The 16,154-nt window shown below is 61.7% G+C and carries 6 protein-coding genes; 1 reads left to right on the top strand and 5 read right to left on the bottom strand.

Annotated elements, in window-relative coordinates; all coding sequences use genetic code 11:
* Positions 1 to 253: 253 nt before the first annotated feature.
* The 5 genes from V5B44_RS14970 to V5B44_RS14950 all read right to left on the bottom strand — a co-directional run bounded on the left by V5B44_RS14970 (position 254) and on the right by V5B44_RS14950 (position 13,635).
* Positions 254 to 682 carry a hypothetical protein gene (locus V5B44_RS14970; protein ID WP_332359810.1) on the bottom strand — a complete coding sequence of 143 codons (429 nt, stop codon included), beginning with the start codon at positions 680 to 682 and terminating at the stop codon, positions 254 to 256.
* 196 nt (positions 683 to 878) lie between these two features.
* Entirely contained in the window at positions 879 to 1,646 is a 768-nt protein-coding gene (locus V5B44_RS14965; RefSeq protein WP_332359809.1) for a PEP-CTERM sorting domain-containing protein, read from the bottom strand.
* Positions 1,647 to 2,288: 642 nt separating this feature from the next.
* Positions 2,289 to 7,832, bottom strand: a complete 5,544-nt coding sequence (locus V5B44_RS14960; RefSeq protein WP_332359808.1) for a DUF7507 domain-containing protein — start codon at positions 7,830 to 7,832, stop codon at positions 2,289 to 2,291.
* 371 nt (positions 7,833 to 8,203) lie between these two features.
* The gene (locus V5B44_RS14955) at positions 8,204 to 12,130 is read right to left on the bottom strand and encodes a DUF7507 domain-containing protein (protein ID WP_332359807.1); all 3,927 of its coding nucleotides are present in this window, start codon (positions 12,128 to 12,130) and stop codon (positions 8,204 to 8,206) included.
* 479 nt (positions 12,131 to 12,609) lie between these two features.
* Positions 12,610 to 13,635, bottom strand: a complete 1,026-nt coding sequence (locus V5B44_RS14950) for a helix-turn-helix transcriptional regulator (protein ID WP_332359806.1) — start codon at positions 13,633 to 13,635, stop codon at positions 12,610 to 12,612.
* Between the two features lie 632 nt (positions 13,636 to 14,267).
* Here V5B44_RS14950 and V5B44_RS14945 point away from each other — a divergent pair.
* Entirely contained in the window at positions 14,268 to 16,010 is a 1,743-nt protein-coding gene (locus tag V5B44_RS14945; protein WP_332359805.1) for a SulP family inorganic anion transporter, read from the top strand.
* Positions 16,011 to 16,154: the final 144 nt, after the last annotated feature.

Here is a 16,154-nt window from a genome sequence, read left to right as displayed (position 1 = left end):
AGAAAGGAGCAACCCGACGGGTCATGGCGACCCATTGCCCGCAGCCAACGCGAACCGGCGAGGATAGCGAGTCCCGGGCGGAAAACCGTTCCTGCCCGGCGCACCACGAAAAAAAGCCCCGCTAAAAAGGCGGGGCTTTTTTTCAACAGCGTCCAGGCGCGGGAGTGGCCCGCACCGCGCGCGCTGAACGGCGCGCCTTGAGGGCTGCGCGCCCGAACGGCATGAAGCGGATCGTGACAGCCCTTCCCTGTGGTCAGTGGATCGGCCCTGCTGCCGCACCCTCTGCTGCTGGCGCCACGGCCTGTGCCGCTTGGCCCTGCGCCGCAGCGGCGTTGCGTAATAACTGGTTCAACTGATTCGCCAGGTTGGCCACGGTGTCGAGACTCAAGGCCATGCGGCATGCGAGCGTGCCAGCAATGGCTTCCGGGACGCTTACCCCGGGCTGGCCGAGGCGGGCCAGGTGCGCCATCGTCTGCGGCTCGAGGAAACCAAAGTCGATAAAGACGACACCGGTGCCGGCTTGTACGGTGGCGAAGTTGGAGAAGATCGGCTGTTGCGAATGCTCGACCGGCTGCAGGCGGACCGCCACGGAAACGGATTGGGTAGCCGTCTGAGCTGGTTTGGCGACTTCGGCATCCGGCAAAGCCTCCGGATCGTTCGGGGTATCCTTCTTGTTGCTCATAGGTTTTCTCTCGTCTGTTATCAAAGGTTAAGAAAGCGTTTCGCTTCGCAGCCGTGCTTCAGCCCAACGGGAACGGCAGCTCAAGGCATCCGCCGCAGCGACACATCGGGCACCTGGTCACGGCAAGTCGAATTGGACACTGCTTTTCCTTTTCAATCAGTGAGTTTTTTCCTGATTGCAGCCATTCGCCCTTGAACTACAGGCGTTCAGACCTGTTCCGGCGCAAGCCGCCGAGGCAAGCCAGGCCGAGCCCGAGGAGCGCGAGAGAAGCGGGCTCTGGAACACCCGTAAAATCGTCCAGGAAAAGCTCGGCATCGTATTTGTAATCGACCCCATTTACGACGCCGAAGCCAATCGTGTAATCGCCATCTGCCGGAAGATTGTACGAGAAGGTTCTCCATCCGGAGGTTCCAGAATTCCCGACGCCCAAGGAATCCTCCAGAAAGATGATGAACGGGTTGATTACGCCAGGGCCGGTTATCACGGCAAAAGCCGTGTCATTAAGTCCGTAAACTGGGTCTGGGTCTTCCGTCGAGAAAAAATTCCAGCGTTGCCTCAGAACTTCACCAGCGGAGCCCGAAAACGTTTGCTTTATCCCTGATCCGTTGTACGCCTGATACGACGTAGCCAGGGTTCCGGCGGACAAACCGAAGAAAGTATCCAGATCCGCGGCATTGGACGGTGGGTTGTAGTCGCCAGTGCTCGCGCCGTGGTCCTGCCCGTCGTTACTCACCAACTGAGCCATTCGCTTTTGGAAAGGGAATACATCCTGGGGACCATTATAGGTTATGACTGTTGTGGCACCCGTAGTCTTGACGTTGCCCAGGATCTGCCACCCTGGCACGACCACTGGCGGTGGCGCTGGCGGATTCACTTCAAAATCCTGGTTAATGGGTGCGCCAGACGCTGTGGCACTTAGCGCACAGAGGGCTCCTAGAATACTGAACCGGGACAGATGATTCATTTCAGCGCCCCTCCAGGAAACGAGTTGAGACTCGTGTGACTCATGACTATTCTCCTTTAAACAATGTGACACTCTGAATTCGAATACCAGTGAAACCATCCATGGTTTTTATTTAGCAAGAAGCATACCCGGCGATCTCAGCTATTGATTTATTGTATTTTTATCTCCTGCGGAGGGAGTGTCGAAAAATGAACTGTAAAAAGGGTCGACACCCCGTTGCTTTGCCCTGAACGAAACCAAAGGCCCTGTTCCGCCTCTGGCCCACGGCAAAGAACAACGACAGGTCTCTCGGCAGCAAACCCTGTCAGCTTCCGCGAATTGGCAAGGCTGCCCCACCGACCGAAAACCCCGGCGCACCACCTTCATTCCTCACCACGGCAAGCTTCGCGACAAGTCAGCGCGCCTGACCTCGGGGAGACACGCTCTCCTGGCAGCACCCACGCTCTCCCCGACCGACCCGGCACACAATCTGCTGCCGTTCGGCTGCGCGATAAACGGCCCCTATGGACAAGCGAGCCTTGAGGAAGGAACTCCGGCAAGTCGAACACCGACTCCAGTTCCGCTGAAAGCCGCTCCCGGAGAAACCGGGAACGCTTTCAGCGTCAAACCAGAACCAGTGTGCACTCGACAATGAATCAATGCTCAGAACACGCCGGAGAAAGACGCCTCGGCTTGACCGATAAGCTGCACCTCCATTGAGTTCATCCCACTCCAATCCGCAGCACAGCCACCATTCGTGGAATCAGCCGCATCACCCATGGCCGTGTCGAACGGCTCCTGTCCTGCAACCGCCGCCACATCAGTCATCAGACTGTCGAAGCTGTTGTCGCTACCCATCAGCTCGGCGAGGGTGGGCGCCTGAACACCGGCCGCTGCCGCGTCGCTGGCCGAAATGTTGAAGTAGACATCGGTCATGTCCACCACACTGCCATCGGCCCGGGTTGCGCTGCCACGCTCAAGATGCAGGTTCCCCTTGGCGTCCAGGAACGGCAGCTCGCTGTAGCTGATCGACAAGCCAACCAGACCAGCATCCGCCAGGCTCATCAACTCACCGTCATCGGTCTGGTGATTGCCATTGACATCCCGCCAGATCTTGAGGCCGGCGAAGTCGGCGTCATTGGCATTCACCATCCCGTCAGCGTTGCTGTCGAAGCTGGCCAGTTTGGCAAACCCGTCGCCCTTGCTGGAACCGCCAAACATCTCGGAAATGTCATCGATGCTGCCGTTGCCGTTGCGGTCGATCACCAGGAACCCGTCATCACCCGACAACCACCCGGAGTTTATGCCGCTACCCGTACCCAACAGATCAAAAGTACCCTGAGAATCGGCGCGGGCAATCGTCTTGATGCCATCCCCATTGAGATCGATGACAATTGGCGTGATTGCCGCATCCTGGGTCAGATCGTTCTCGCCGGACTCCAGCGTGAAGAGGGCCGTAGTGGCTTTGAATCCAGAACCTGCGACATCCGAATCCAGCCCATCATCATTGCCTTGATTCTGCTTGCTGCTCCACGGATATTTCGCCACCGAGATCGCCCCGGTCAGCGCAAGGCTCTTGTCAAACTCAAGCTTGTAACTGCCTGGGTCCAGATTGCTGAAGAGGTACTTGCCAGAAGCATCGGTAGTGGTCATGGCAACCTGTGCTCCGCTGGCGTCCAGCAGCTTCACTATGACCTTATCCACACCCCTCTCATTACTATCCTGAATACCGTCATTATCCCTGTCGAGCCAGACCAGGTCACCGAGGTTGGCCTTGCGATAAAGACCCGCATCCACAGTCAGATCATTCTCTCCGGCAGATAGATTGAAAATCGCCGTAAGGCCCGTATCGCCGACGTCTGAATCCAGAGCATCGTCACCGGGAACATTCGGCTTGGTGAAGAAATAGCCATTGGACGGTTTGACTACCTGGATGCTGTAGTCGCCTGGAGCAACGTTGCCAAACAGATACTTTCCGAGATCGTTGCCGGAACCCGTTTGCGTGGTTTTGACAACGTTGCCATTGGTGTCCAGCAAGTTGACCGTGACGCCGGCAATACCTGGCTCGTTTGCATCCTGCTTCCCGTTGTAGTTGAGGTCTTCCCAGACGAAGTCGCCGATGGAGCCGGTTGGTTCGAAACCGAAGTAGTTGGCGTCGTCCGTGTCGGTCGGGGTGGTGGTGTCGCCATTGTCGTCGGTGTACTCACCGCTCGCCGTGGCGGTGTCGGTGTGTTGTCCAGCCGCCCACGCCGCGTCGGCGTAGATGAGCTCATAGCTCGCGCCAGCCGCCAGGGCGCCAATGCTCACGCTCTTGTCAGCCCCGTCGATGTTGAAGTCGCTGTCGGTCAGGGTGACGTTGGCCAGATCAACGTTGCCGGTGTTGGTGACCACGAACTTGAACTGCGGGTCGGTGCCGCTGCTCAGGTACGGGCCCGTGGCCAGGTCCGCATCGACCCAGTTCGCGCCACCGTCAATGGAGACGTATTTTTCCACATCGATGGTGGCGTTCGACCCGAAGTAGTTGGCGTCGTCCGTGTCGGTCGGGGTGGTGGTGTCGCCATTGTCGTCGGTGTACTCACCGCTCGCCGTGGCGGTGTCGGTGTGTTGTCCAGCCGCCCACGCCGCGTCGGCGTAGATGAGCTCATAGCTCGCGCCAGCCGCCAGGGCGCCAATGCTCACGCTCTTGTCAGCCCCGTCGATGTTGAAGTCGCTGTCGGTCAGGGTGACGTTGGCCAGATCAACGTTGCCGGTGTTGGTGACCACGAACTTGAACTGCGGGTCGGTGCCGCTGCTCAGGTACGGGCCCGTGGCCAGGTCCGCATCGACCCAGTTCGCGCCACCGTCAATGGAGACGTATTTTTCCACATCGATGGTGGCGTTCGACCCGAAGTAGTTGGCGTCGTCCGTGTCGGTCGGGGTGGTGGTGTCGCCATTGTCGTCGGTGTACTCACCGCTCGCCGTGGCGGTGTCGGTGTGTTGTCCAGCCGCCCACGCCGCGTCGGCGTAGATGAGCTCATAGCTCGCGCCAGCCGCCAGGGCGCCAATGCTCACGCTCTTGTCAGCCCCGTCGATGTTGAAGTCGCTGTCGGTCAGGGTGACGTTGGCCAGATCAACGTTGCCGGTGTTGGTGACCACGAACTTGAACTGCGGGTCGGTGCCGCTGCTCAGGTACGGGCCCGTGGCCAGGTCCGCATCGACCCAGTTCGCGCCACCGTCAATGGAGACGTATTTTTCCACATCGATGGTGGCGTTCGACCCGAAGTAGTTGGCGTCGTCCGTGTCGGTCGGGGTGGTGGTGTCGCCATTGTCGTCGGTGTACTCACCGCTCGCCGTGGCGGTGTCGGTGTGTTGTCCAGCCGCCCACGCCGCGTCGGCGTAGATGAGCTCATAGCTCGCGCCAGCCGCCAGGGCGCCAATGCTCACGCTCTTGTCAGCCCCGTCGATGTTGAAGTCGCTGTCGGTCAGGGTGACGTTGGCCAGATCAACGTCACCGGTGTTGGTGACCACGAACTTGAACTGCGGGTCGGTGCCGCTGCTCAGGTACGGGCCCGTGGCCAGGTCCGCATCGACCCAGTTCGCGCCACCGTCAATGGAGACGTATTTTTCCACATCGATGGTGGCGTTCGACCCGAAGTAGTTGGCGTCGTCCGTGTCGGTCGGGGTGGTGGTGTCGCCATTGTCGTCGGTGTACTCACCGCTCGCCGTGGCGGTGTCGGTGTGTTGTCCAGCCGCCCACGCCGCGTCGGCGTAGATGAGCTCATAGCTCGCGCCAGCCGCCAGGGCGCCAATGCTCACGCTCTTGTCAGCCCCGTCGATGTTGAAGTCGCTGTCGGTCAGGGTGACGTTGGCCAGATCAACGTTGCCGGTGTTGGTGACCACGAACTTGAACTGCGGGTCGGTGCCGCTGCTCAGGTACGGGCCCGTGGCCAGGTCCGCATCGACCCAGTTCGCGCCACCGTCAATGGAGACGTATTTTTCCACATCGATGGTGGCGTTCGACCCGAAGTAGTTGGCGTCGTCCGTGTCGGTCGGGGTGGTGGTGTCGCCATTGTCGTCGGTGTACTCACCGCTCGCCGTGGCGGTGTCGGTGTGTTGTCCAGCCGCCCACGCCGCGTCGGCGTAGATGAGCTCATAGCTCGCGCCAGCCGCCAGGGCGCCAATGCTCACGCTCTTGTCAGCCCCGTCGATGTTGAAGTCGCTGTCGGTCAGGGTGACGTTGGCCAGATCAACGTTGCCGGTGTTGGTGACCACGAACTTGAACTGCGGGTCGGTGCCGCTGCTCAGGTACGGGCCCGTGGCCAGGTCCGCATCGACCCAGTTCGCGCCACCGTCAATGGAGACGTATTTTTCCACATCGATGGTGGCGTTCGACCCGAAGTAGTTGGCGTCGTCCGTGTCGGTCGGGGTGGTGGTGTCGCCATTGTCGTCGGTGTACTCACCGCTCGCCGTGGCGGTGTCGGTGTGTTGTCCAGCCGCCCACGCCGCGTCGGCGTAGATGAGCTCATAGCTCGCGCCAGCCGCCAGGGCGCCAATGCTCACGCTCTTGTCAGCCCCGTCGATGTTGAAGTCGCTGTCGGTCAGGGTGACGTTGGCCAGATCAACGTTGCCGGTGTTGGTGACCACGAACTTGAACTGCGGGTCGGTGCCGCTGCTCAGGTACGGGCCCGTGGCCAGGTCCGCATCGACCCAGTTCGCGCCACCGTCAATGGAGACGTATTTTTCCACATCGATGGTGGCGTTCGACCCGAAGTAGTTGGCGTCGTCCGTGTCGGTCGGGGTGGTGGTGTCGCCATTGTCGTCGGTGTACTCACCGCTCGCCGTGGCGGTGTCGGTGTGTTGTCCAGCCGCCCACGCCGCGTCGGCGTAGATGAGCTCATAGCTCGCGCCAGCCGCCAGGGCGCCAATGCTCACGCTCTTGTCAGCCCCGTCGATGTTGAAGTCGCTGTCGGTCAGGGTGACGTTGGCCAGATCAACGTTGCCGGTGTTGGTGACCACGAACTTGAACTGCGGGTCGGTGCCGCTGCTCAGGTACGGGCCCGTGGCCAGGTCCGCATCGACCCAGTTCGCGCCACCGTCAATGGAGACGTATTTTTCCACATCGATGGTGGCGTTCGACCCGAAGTAGTTGGCGTCGTCCGTGTCGGTCGGGGTGGTGGTGTCGCCATTGTCGTCGGTGTACTCACCGCTCGCCGTGGCGGTGTCGGTGTGTTGTCCAGCCGCCCACGCCGCGTCGGCGTAGATGAGCTCATAGCTCGCGCCAGCCGCCAGGGCGCCAATGCTCACGCTCTTGTCAGCCCCGTCGATGTTGAAGTCGCTGTCGGTCAGGGTGACGTTGGCCAGATCAACGTTGCCGGTGTTGGTGACCACGAACTTGAACTGCGGGTCGGTGCCGCTGCTCAGGTACGGGCCCGTGGCCAGGTCCGCATCGACCCAGTTCGCGCCACCGTCAATGGAGACGTATTTTTCCACATCGATGGTGGCGTTCGACCCGAAGTAGTTGGCGTCGTCCGTGTCGGTCGGGGTGGTGGTGTCGCCATTGTCGTCGGTGTACTCACCGCTCGCCGTGGCGGTGTCGGTGTGTTGTCCAGCCGCCCACGCCGCGTCGGCGTAGATGAGCTCATAGCTCGCGCCAGCCGCCAGGGCGCCAATGCTCACGCTCTTGTCAGCCCCGTCGATGTTGAAGTCGCTGTCGGTCAGGGTGACGTTGGCCAGATCAACGTTGCCGGTGTTGGTGACCACGAACTTGAACTGCGGGTCGGTGCCGCTGCTCAGGTACGGGCCCGTGGCCAGGTCCGCATCGACCCAGTTCGCGCCACCGTCAATGGAGACGTATTTTTCCACATCGATGGTGGCGTTCGACCCGAAGTAGTTGGCGTCGTCCGTGTCGGTCGGGGTGGTGGTGTCGCCATTGTCGTCGGTGTACTCACCGCTCGCCGTGGCGGTGTCGGTGTGTTGTCCAGCCGCCCACGCCGCGTCGGCGTAGATGAGCTCATAGCTCGCGCCAGCCGCCAGGGCGCCAATGCTCACGCTCTTGTCAGCCCCGTCGATGTTGAAGTCGCTGTCGGTCAGGGTGACGTTGGCCAGATCAACGTTGCCGGTGTTGGTGACCACGAACTTGAACTGCGGGTCGGTGCCGCTGCTCAGGTACGGGCCCGTGGCCAGGTCCGCATCGACCCAGTTCGCGCCACCGTCAATGTATTTTTCCACATCGATGGTGGCGTTCGACCCGAAGTAGTTGGCGTCGTCCGTGTCGGTCGGGGTGGTGGTGTCGCCATTGTCGTCGGTGTACTCACCGCTCGCCGTGGCGGTGTCGGTGTGTTGTCCAGCCGCCCACGCCGCGTGAGCGGGCCCGTGGCCAGGTCCGCATCGACCCAGTTCGCGCCACCGTCAATGGAGACGTATTTTTCCACATCGATGGTGGCGTTCGACGAAGTAGTTGGCGTCGTCCGTGTCGGTCGGGGTGGTGGTGTCGCCATTGTCGTCGGTGTACTCACCGCTCGCCGTGGCGGTGTCGGTGTGTTGTCCAGCCGCCCACGCCGCGTCGGCGTCAGCCCCGTCGATGTTGAAGTCGCTGTCGGTCAGGGTGACGTTGGCCAGATCAACGTCACGGTGTTGGTGACCACGAACTTGAACTGCGGGTCGGTGCCGCTGCTCAGGTACGGGCCCGTGGCCAGGTCCGCATCGACCCAGTTCGCGCCACCGTCAATGGAGACGTATTTTTCCACATCGATGGTGGCGTTCGACCCGAAGTAGTTGGCGTCGTCCGTGTCGGTCGGGGTGGTGGTGTCGCCATTGTCGTCGGTGTACTCACCGCTCGCCGTGGCGGTGTCGGTGTGTTGTCCAGCCGCCCACGCCGCGTCGGCGTAGATGAGCTCATAGCTCGCGCCAGCCGCCAGGGCGCCAATGCTCACGCTCTTGTCAGCCCCGTCGATGTTGAAGTCGCTGTCGGTCAGGGTGACGTTGGCCAGATCAACGTTGCCGGTGTTGGTGACCACGAACTTGAACTGCGGGTCGGTGCCGCTGCTCAGGTACGGGCCCGTGGCCAGGTCCGCATCGACCCAGTTCGCGCCACCGTCAATGGAGACGTATTTTTCCACATCGATGGTGGCGTTCGACCCGAAGTAGTTGGCGTCGTCCGTGTCGGTCGGGGTGGTGGTGTCGCCATTGTCGTCGGTGTACTCACCGCTCGCCGTGGCGGTGTCGGTGTGTTGTCCAGCCGCCCACGCCGCGTCGGCGTAGATGAGCTCATAGCTCGCGCCAGCCGCCAGGGCGCCAATGCTCACGCTCTTGTCAGCCCCGTCGATGTTGAAGTCGCTGTCGGTCAGGGTGACGTTGGCCAGATCAACGTTGCCGGTGTTGGTGACCACGAACTTGAACTGCGGGTCGGTGCCGCTGCTCAGGTACGGGCCCGTGGCCAGGTCCGCATCGACCCAGTTCGCGCCACCGTCAATGGAGACGTATTTTTCCACATCGATGGTGGCGTTCGACCCGAAGTAGTTGGCGTCGTCCGTGTCGGTCGGGGTGGTGGTGTCGCCATTGTCGTCGGTGTACTCACCGCTCGCCGTGGCGGTGTCGGTGTGTTGTCCAGCCGCCCACGCCGCGTCGGCGTAGATGAGCTCATAGCTCGCGCCAGCCGCCAGGGCGCCAATGCTCACGCTCTTGTCAGCCCCGTCGATGTTGAAGTCGCTGTCGGTCAGGGTGACGTTGGCCAGATCAACGTTGCCGGTGTTGGTGACCACGAACTTGAACTGCGGGTCGGTGCCGCTGCTCAGGTACGGGCCCGTGGCCAGGTCCGCATCGACCCAGTTCGCGCCACCGTCAATGGAGACGTATTTTTCCACATCGATGGTGGCGTTCGACCCGAAGTAATGGCTGGGATCGGTGTCGACGACCGGATTCGCCAAACCTGGAACGACTGTTGTCCCGTTACCATAGACCGGCGTTCCGGTGGCCGTGCCGGTATTCGTGTATTGCCCAATCGTGGTGGCGATGCCAGTGGCTTGGTACAGCCAGGTTTCACCTGTCTGGAGAATGTTGTCTTTATTGGTGTCGCCGTCGTTGAACGTATCGTTGTTGGCATCCACTTTGACGGGATTCACGCCAAAAACGCTGTCAGTGACAGAGATTCCCGAAAGCCAGACGTTGCCGGTGGTCTTCACCTCATAGGTCCACACGACCGGTGAGTTAACCAGTAGTACGGGACCAGTCGGGGTATCCGCGTCCTCGCCGTTGGTGAACTTCTCGATGTCGATATTGGTGAAGAAGTAGAGGGGCGTCGTGTCGGAAATCGGCTTGGTCTCACCGAGAGCGTTGACCGTGCCGTTGTTCACGATGGCGATCCGTCCCGGATCGAGATCCTTGAACGCGTCAATCCTGGCTTCAAAGGTAACCGTGTACGTCTTTCCGACCGGGATCGTACCGAGGATGGCACCCCCCTCGTCCAGGGGGAAGGGTGTTGTTCCGGCATCGGGAATAGAAACGAAACCCAGACCATCACCGCGATTGATCTTCGTGCTGTTGGAGATATACGTAGTATCCGCAGGCAGAATGTCCTGCAGCTTCACGTCTGGCACGGGCACGGTGCTGATGTTCGGGATGGTAATCGTGTACAACAGCGTGTCACCGGCGGTGATTTGCCCACCACCGTCAGCATCTACCAGTAACGTACCATTCTTTCCTGCACCAAACTGCGGCAACGGCGGCACTCCCGTGCCGACGTCCAGACCCGGCGCTCCGGGACTGGCGCTGGCCGGATCCTGGCCCCAGGCGGCTGCCAATTTCACCCCTGGCGCATCGGTATAGATCCGCATGCCGGTCTGGTTACCGTCGGGATCGAATACCTTGGCCCGCTCCAGCTCCCTGAGACTCAGGGTTTGGTCAACCACGCCATCGTTATTGCGATCGACATAGACGTTGACCGGCGTATTGCCATTGCCGATGGGTGTGACCCAGACCGGATTGCCGTTTTCGTTGGGATTGGTGCCCGATGTAGGATCGCGACCGATTCCAAGTCCGATGAGCACCTGATTCGTTAGCGAGTACTGCGGGATCAGGGTAAAACCCCAGTCATAGGCTTGGTTCCCCCCCCCATCACTTTGCCCGCTGTTCGAGTCAGTGGTCGAGAAGGCGTAAAAGTTCGCTCCGCTCGCCGTATGGAAACGCGCGCCCGAGCCGTCAGGGATGACCTGCTTGGCGTAGCTGTTGGCAGCCACTGTGATTGTCGTTGATGGCGTCGTCGTACTATTGGAACGGTACGTGTAGGTCACATTAATTGACGTCGCGCCGGGATTGTAGAGCCACACGGTGGTCGCATTGGCGTCCTGAGTCGAAACAGGCGTGTAGTAGTTGTTCGACCACAGATTGGTCGGCAACAGTGCAGAATCGCGGCTTTCATAGTTGGAACCAATGTCGCCAGTCAGGATATCGACCTGAACCGGCTTGCTGGAGGTGACCGTCGCGCCAATATTGACTCCGTCATTGACCAGGTAACTCTTTCCCTCGGCGAGCGCTACATTCACGACGTCACCGGCATCGACCAAGCCGTTGGCGTTGACATCCACATTGATGACCGCACCCCCTTCACCAGCCTGAATGAACAGGCCGGTGTACTCGAACATCTGGAAAGAGTCGGTATTAGGGATGTTCTGCCCGACCGGGGCACGAAAACTGGTCCCCCAGTTGTTCGTATCGAGGACTTCCACGCTGCCTGCGAGCAGCGTATCGGAGCCGCTTGCCCAGCCAACGCGCGTCACGGCTACCGTTTTGGAGGCGGCGAATTTGTCGCCGCCATCGTAGTCGGTCGGCAGCGGATTGTTTGTATCCACCGGATTGTTGAGGACAAGCACGGTGCCCGCGGTGATCAGATCATTGACAGTGCCCGGTGCAACGCCATTGGCGAGGTTCCCGTCCCCCCAGACCCGTGTAGTGGCCTGAGTCGGGTTGGAGATATCGGCTTCGTAACCGTCTTCCCAGTGGTCATAGTAGATCCATGTTCCGCTATTCGAGGCCGCAATGGAGATATAGGTCTGCATCGGGTTGACTGGGTCAGGAGAACTATTTCCTGTATCGATGGCCTGGAGCGCCTGCAATAGCTGATTCTCCGGCATCGGCACATAAAACAACTGTACCGGGGTTGGATTGGCATCCGTAAAGGTCGTCGACGCGACGACCACCCCGCCCGTCCCGGATGTGCTCGCGGTACTCGCGGTCACCTCGAGCGTGGCGTGCAGGGCCGGTGCCACCAGAGGACCGGAGCCATCGGGATCCGAGGGCACGACCCACTGGGCAACGATCTGCCCATTCACCAGACCATCACGATCTCCCCAGCCGCCATCGGTGACCCAGAAAGGCGAATAGACATTGGCCACACCATCGTCACCCGGATCGCTAGCGCTGTCACGCACGGCAAACACGAAACTTGAGCCGGGATCGAACTCGCCCAGCGTCAAGGTGACGGTCTCGCCGGGGAAATAGTCTCTCTGGTTGGTCTTCAGTGTCGTCGCCATGGCTGCCTACTCCAAGAAATTGAATCGATGGTTAATGTGCTCTTCGGGCGTCGCCGGGTGGCATCGTGCACCCCTGCCGGCCCCGGCTTTGCCCTGCAAAATCGTGACTGCTCTTCGTCGAACGTGTGACGGCCGATCAGTTGCCAGCCCGCACGTCGGTGTTGGTGTTCTCTTCGGTCGCCAGGTCAATGGGACGGATGGCGCCTCGATGATCTCAAAACGTGCCAAAACCATAACTTCGGAAGGCCCGCTTGCCTATTCCCCAAACGGGTACGTTTGCACGGCCGGCGACCTTTCCCCTGGGCTCTCCGCTCCCCTGTCGTCGGATGCGACGGCAAGGGCTTTTCCCACCCCATGCGGCGACAGCCAGTGCACGGCGCTCGGCCAGCATCTGCCGAGAGCAGGGCGCCAGGGCACGTCCGATCGCGCGGACCCTGGGCCGCGGCGCTACGCCAGCGTATTCGTCGACCGGTCATCATCTACTCTGGCCTCCTCTGCCCGGGCACCGCGAGGCAATAGGCCAACTGGCTGCGTCGGCGCACACCGACCTTGTCGAAAACCGCCCCCAGGTGTTTCTTGATGGTGTCGGAGGAGACGTTCAACTCGATCGCGATCTCCTTGTTGGTCTTGCCGGCCGCAGCGCGCCTGGCGATCGCCTGCTCGCGCGCGGTCAGTGCCGGCAGCGTGGTGGACGGGGCGCTCGCGGCTTCGGCCGGCGACCCTTCCCTCACCAGGATTCGCCGGCATACCCGACTCATGATCCAGCGCGGCAGCCATAGCCCACCCTGACTCACCTCACGGATTGCTTGCGCGTAGTGACGGGCTGACGCGAGGAGCGGAATGCAGCCACAGATGCCGTGCTTTTCGATCTCTTCGACCGCCAGCGGATGAGCGTCATCCCAGATCAGGATGAGCTTTGCGTCGACAACCGCTTCGCGGAGTTCTTCAAGGCACTCCGCCCCGAAAAGCGCGAGCAGCGCGGTGTCGAACAGGATGAGGTCAGGCGAGGCATGGGCAACGAAAGCACGGATATCCCTGATCTGAGCGTGGCAAACTCCGACCAGATGCATGCCCGTTTGACTGGCCAGCCCCGAGCCAAGCGCCGCGACGAGGTCTCGGCGCTGCGAGGCGATGAACACGCAAATGGCTTCCGGATCGCCTGACCTGGCGGGCAAGCCGGGAGGCCACGGCTGCTCAACATCAGCGACCGCCAGATCCGCTCTGGCGTGACGCCGGCGCTCGCCTGCCCGCCGATCGTCGACACGCCAGTGGCTCCGCTGGCCATCATCCTGTCGCCTCGCGATGTGCCGGCGGTCGCTCCGCCGCCGCTCGATCAACGGTGATTGCGGCTTGCCGGAGCCGCCGTGCGCCGACCCTGATTTCCCGGCTCCGCGATCGAGCTCAGCCACGACCAGTGACCTGATCAGCGGATCGTTCGCCGCCGGCAACCCCAGGCTCGTTTGGTCATCGGGATGCGCGGTATCGATCAGGGAACTACCCGGCACCCGGAGCGGCGATTCTGGCGCCTGGCCTGTTTGGCCAGGTGACCGTAACTGCGGCAGGCAGGCGGCCATGATCTGGCCCGGCGCGATGGCAGGCGGTGGTTGGTGAGGCGGTCCGATCGGCGGAGCCGCAGTTCCGTAGCCTCTGTCCGTTCGACGCGCGTTGTGGCAGTCGAAATCTTCCGTATCAGCGCTCATCGCCAAAGAGATTCAAAGCACGAGACAGTGGCCAAGGGAAGCATTCAGGGCGCCTTCTGCAAACGTCGATCATTGATTGCCAGGGATCGATCGGGAAACGATCCGAGACAGGCGATCAAAGCAATAGTCGTTCCAACTTCAGAAAAGCTTTGATATAAGGATTTTTTATTTCCCATCCAGGGATCAGGGCGCGATCAGTGTAAATTTTTCCGACAACTCGCTCACCGTTGCGGTCAGCTCCGCCGGCTTGGCGCACTGGCGCAGAGTCCGCCGGCAACCCCGGCTGTGAGGTGGCCCACGCCACCGGGCCGCGGTCTCGAGAGCGACGCGCTCGCTCTCGGCCCTCGGCGGCTGATGGCTTTCCAGTACAATGCCGCTCCCGTCAGGCAAGCGATCGATGCCATCGACGGCGATTGAACCCGAAGGAAAGGATCGCCATGACCGCCATTGCTCATCTGAATCGCCTGCTGCCCGGCCTGCAACCCCTGGTCAAGTACCGTGCGGCGGATTGGCCACACGATTGCAAGGCCGGGCTTTCGGTCGCCGCGGTGGCCATCCCGGTGGCCATCGCCTACGCGCAACTGGCCGGCTTCAGTCCGTCGACCGGCCTCTATGCCTCGATCCTGCCGATGATCGTCTATGCGCTCGCCGGCACCTCGCGCCAGTTGATCATTGGTCCCGACGCCGCGACCTGCGCCATGATCGCCGCCGTGGTGGCGCCGCTGGCGGCGGGCAACAGTGGGATGTACCTTTCATTCACCATTGCCCTGACGCTGCTCACCGGGGTCTTCTGCGTTGCGGCGAGCTTTTTGCGGCTCGGTGGTCTGGCCGATTTTCTCGCCCGGCCGATCCTCGTGGGCCTGCTCAATGGTGTCTCGATCTCGATCATGATTGGCCAGTTGGGCAAGGTGCTCGGCAGCAAGCCGGAAGCAACGCGATTCTTTCGCCAGGTACTCGAAATCCCCGAGCTCGTCCTCAAGGCACACTGGCCGACCGTTCTCCTGTCGCTGGGCAGCGTGGCGGTGATGCTGCTGATGCCGCGCCTGTCGAAGCGCGTGCCGGCGTCGCTGATGACCATGATCCTTGCCGGTCTGGCGGCTTATCTGCTGCGGCTGGATCAGATGGGCGTGGCGCTGATCGGCCCGGTGGCCAGCGGTCTGCCGGACCTAGAGTGGCCCGACCTGCCGCTGCACGAAGTCGGCGACCTGGCCGGTTCGGCCGCCGGTCTGGCGCTGGTGCTGTTTACCAGCGGCATGCTCACCGCGCGCAGCTTCGCCGAACGCAACGGCTACGATATCGATGTGGACCGTGAATTTGCCGCCTTTGGCATGGCCAATATCGTCTCGGCGCTGTCGCAGGGCTTTGCCGTCACCGGTGCCGATTCCCGCACGGCGGTCAACGACGCCAACGGCGGACGTACCCAGATGGTCAGCGTCATCGCCGCGCTGGCGATCTCGCTGCTGCTGCTGGTCGGTACCGGCTCGCTGGCCTGGTTGCCGATCCCCGCGCTTGGCGTGGTGCTGCTTTTTGCCTCCTGGTCGCTGCTCGACCTGCAGGTCTTCCGGCGCTACCACCAGGTGGAGCGCGCCGCGCTGGTGCTGGGAGCGATCACGATGCTCGGCGTTCTCGCCTTTGGCGCCATCAAGGCGATCATGCTGGCCGTGACGCTGGCCCTGCTGATGTTCATCCGCCGTGTGGCGCGCCCGGCGTGCGAGGAGCTGGTCAATGTCCCCGGCCGACCCGGCCTGTACAACCGCCTGTTCTTTCCCGAAGCGACGACCATCGACGGCCTGCTCCTGCTGCGCTTCTGTGGTCCGCTGGTGTTCTTCAACGCCAGCCATTTCCGCAGCGAACTGCAGCGTGCGATCGCCCGCCAGAAGGCCCCCGTCGAACGTGTGGTGCTCGATCTGATCCCGATGACCAGTCTCGACATCACCGGCATCGACACGCTTGAGCGACTGGACGCGGAACTCGCGGCGCAGAACATCACGCTGACGCTTGCCGGCCGGCAGATCGAGTTCGAACGCTGGCTGGAGGCCACCGGCCACCCCGATCAGTCAATGCACCAGCGCGTCTACCCGACGATGCGCCAGGCGATTCGCCAGTGGCACGGGCGCGACGAAGTGGGGACGGCCGATGAACCGTCGGCGGAGGAGGACAGGCAAGGCTGGTCAACTTGAGGCGCACCCGGTTGGCTGCGTCAGCGGCGTGAAGAACGGCGGCGGCGATGACAGCCGTCATTTCCGCCCAGGGGCAATCTCCGCCGTGCACCGGATCGCCCATAAATAAGACAAGATACACAATGTGGATTCCCGCTTGCGCGG

It is taken from the genome of Candidatus Accumulibacter necessarius (genome assembly GCF_036625085.1).
The sequence above is the reverse complement of the archived record's forward strand: the minus strand, read 5'-3'. Positions and strand labels throughout refer to the sequence as shown.

Bases quoted from the DNA above. Each gene is read 5' to 3' on its own strand.
- V5B44_RS14970 (WP_332359810.1), bottom strand. From the start codon at position 682: ATGAGCAACAAGAAGGATACCCCGAACGATCCGGAGGCTTTGCCGGAT.
- V5B44_RS14965 (WP_332359809.1), bottom strand. From the start codon at position 1,646: ATGAATCATCTGTCCCGGTTCAGTATTCTAGGAGCCCTCTGTGCGCTA.
- V5B44_RS14955 (WP_332359807.1), bottom strand. From the start codon at position 12,130: ATGGCGACGACACTGAAGACCAACCAGAGAGACTATTTCCCCGGCGAG.
- V5B44_RS14945 (WP_332359805.1), top strand. From the start codon at position 14,268: ATGACCGCCATTGCTCATCTGAATCGCCTGCTGCCCGGCCTGCAACCC.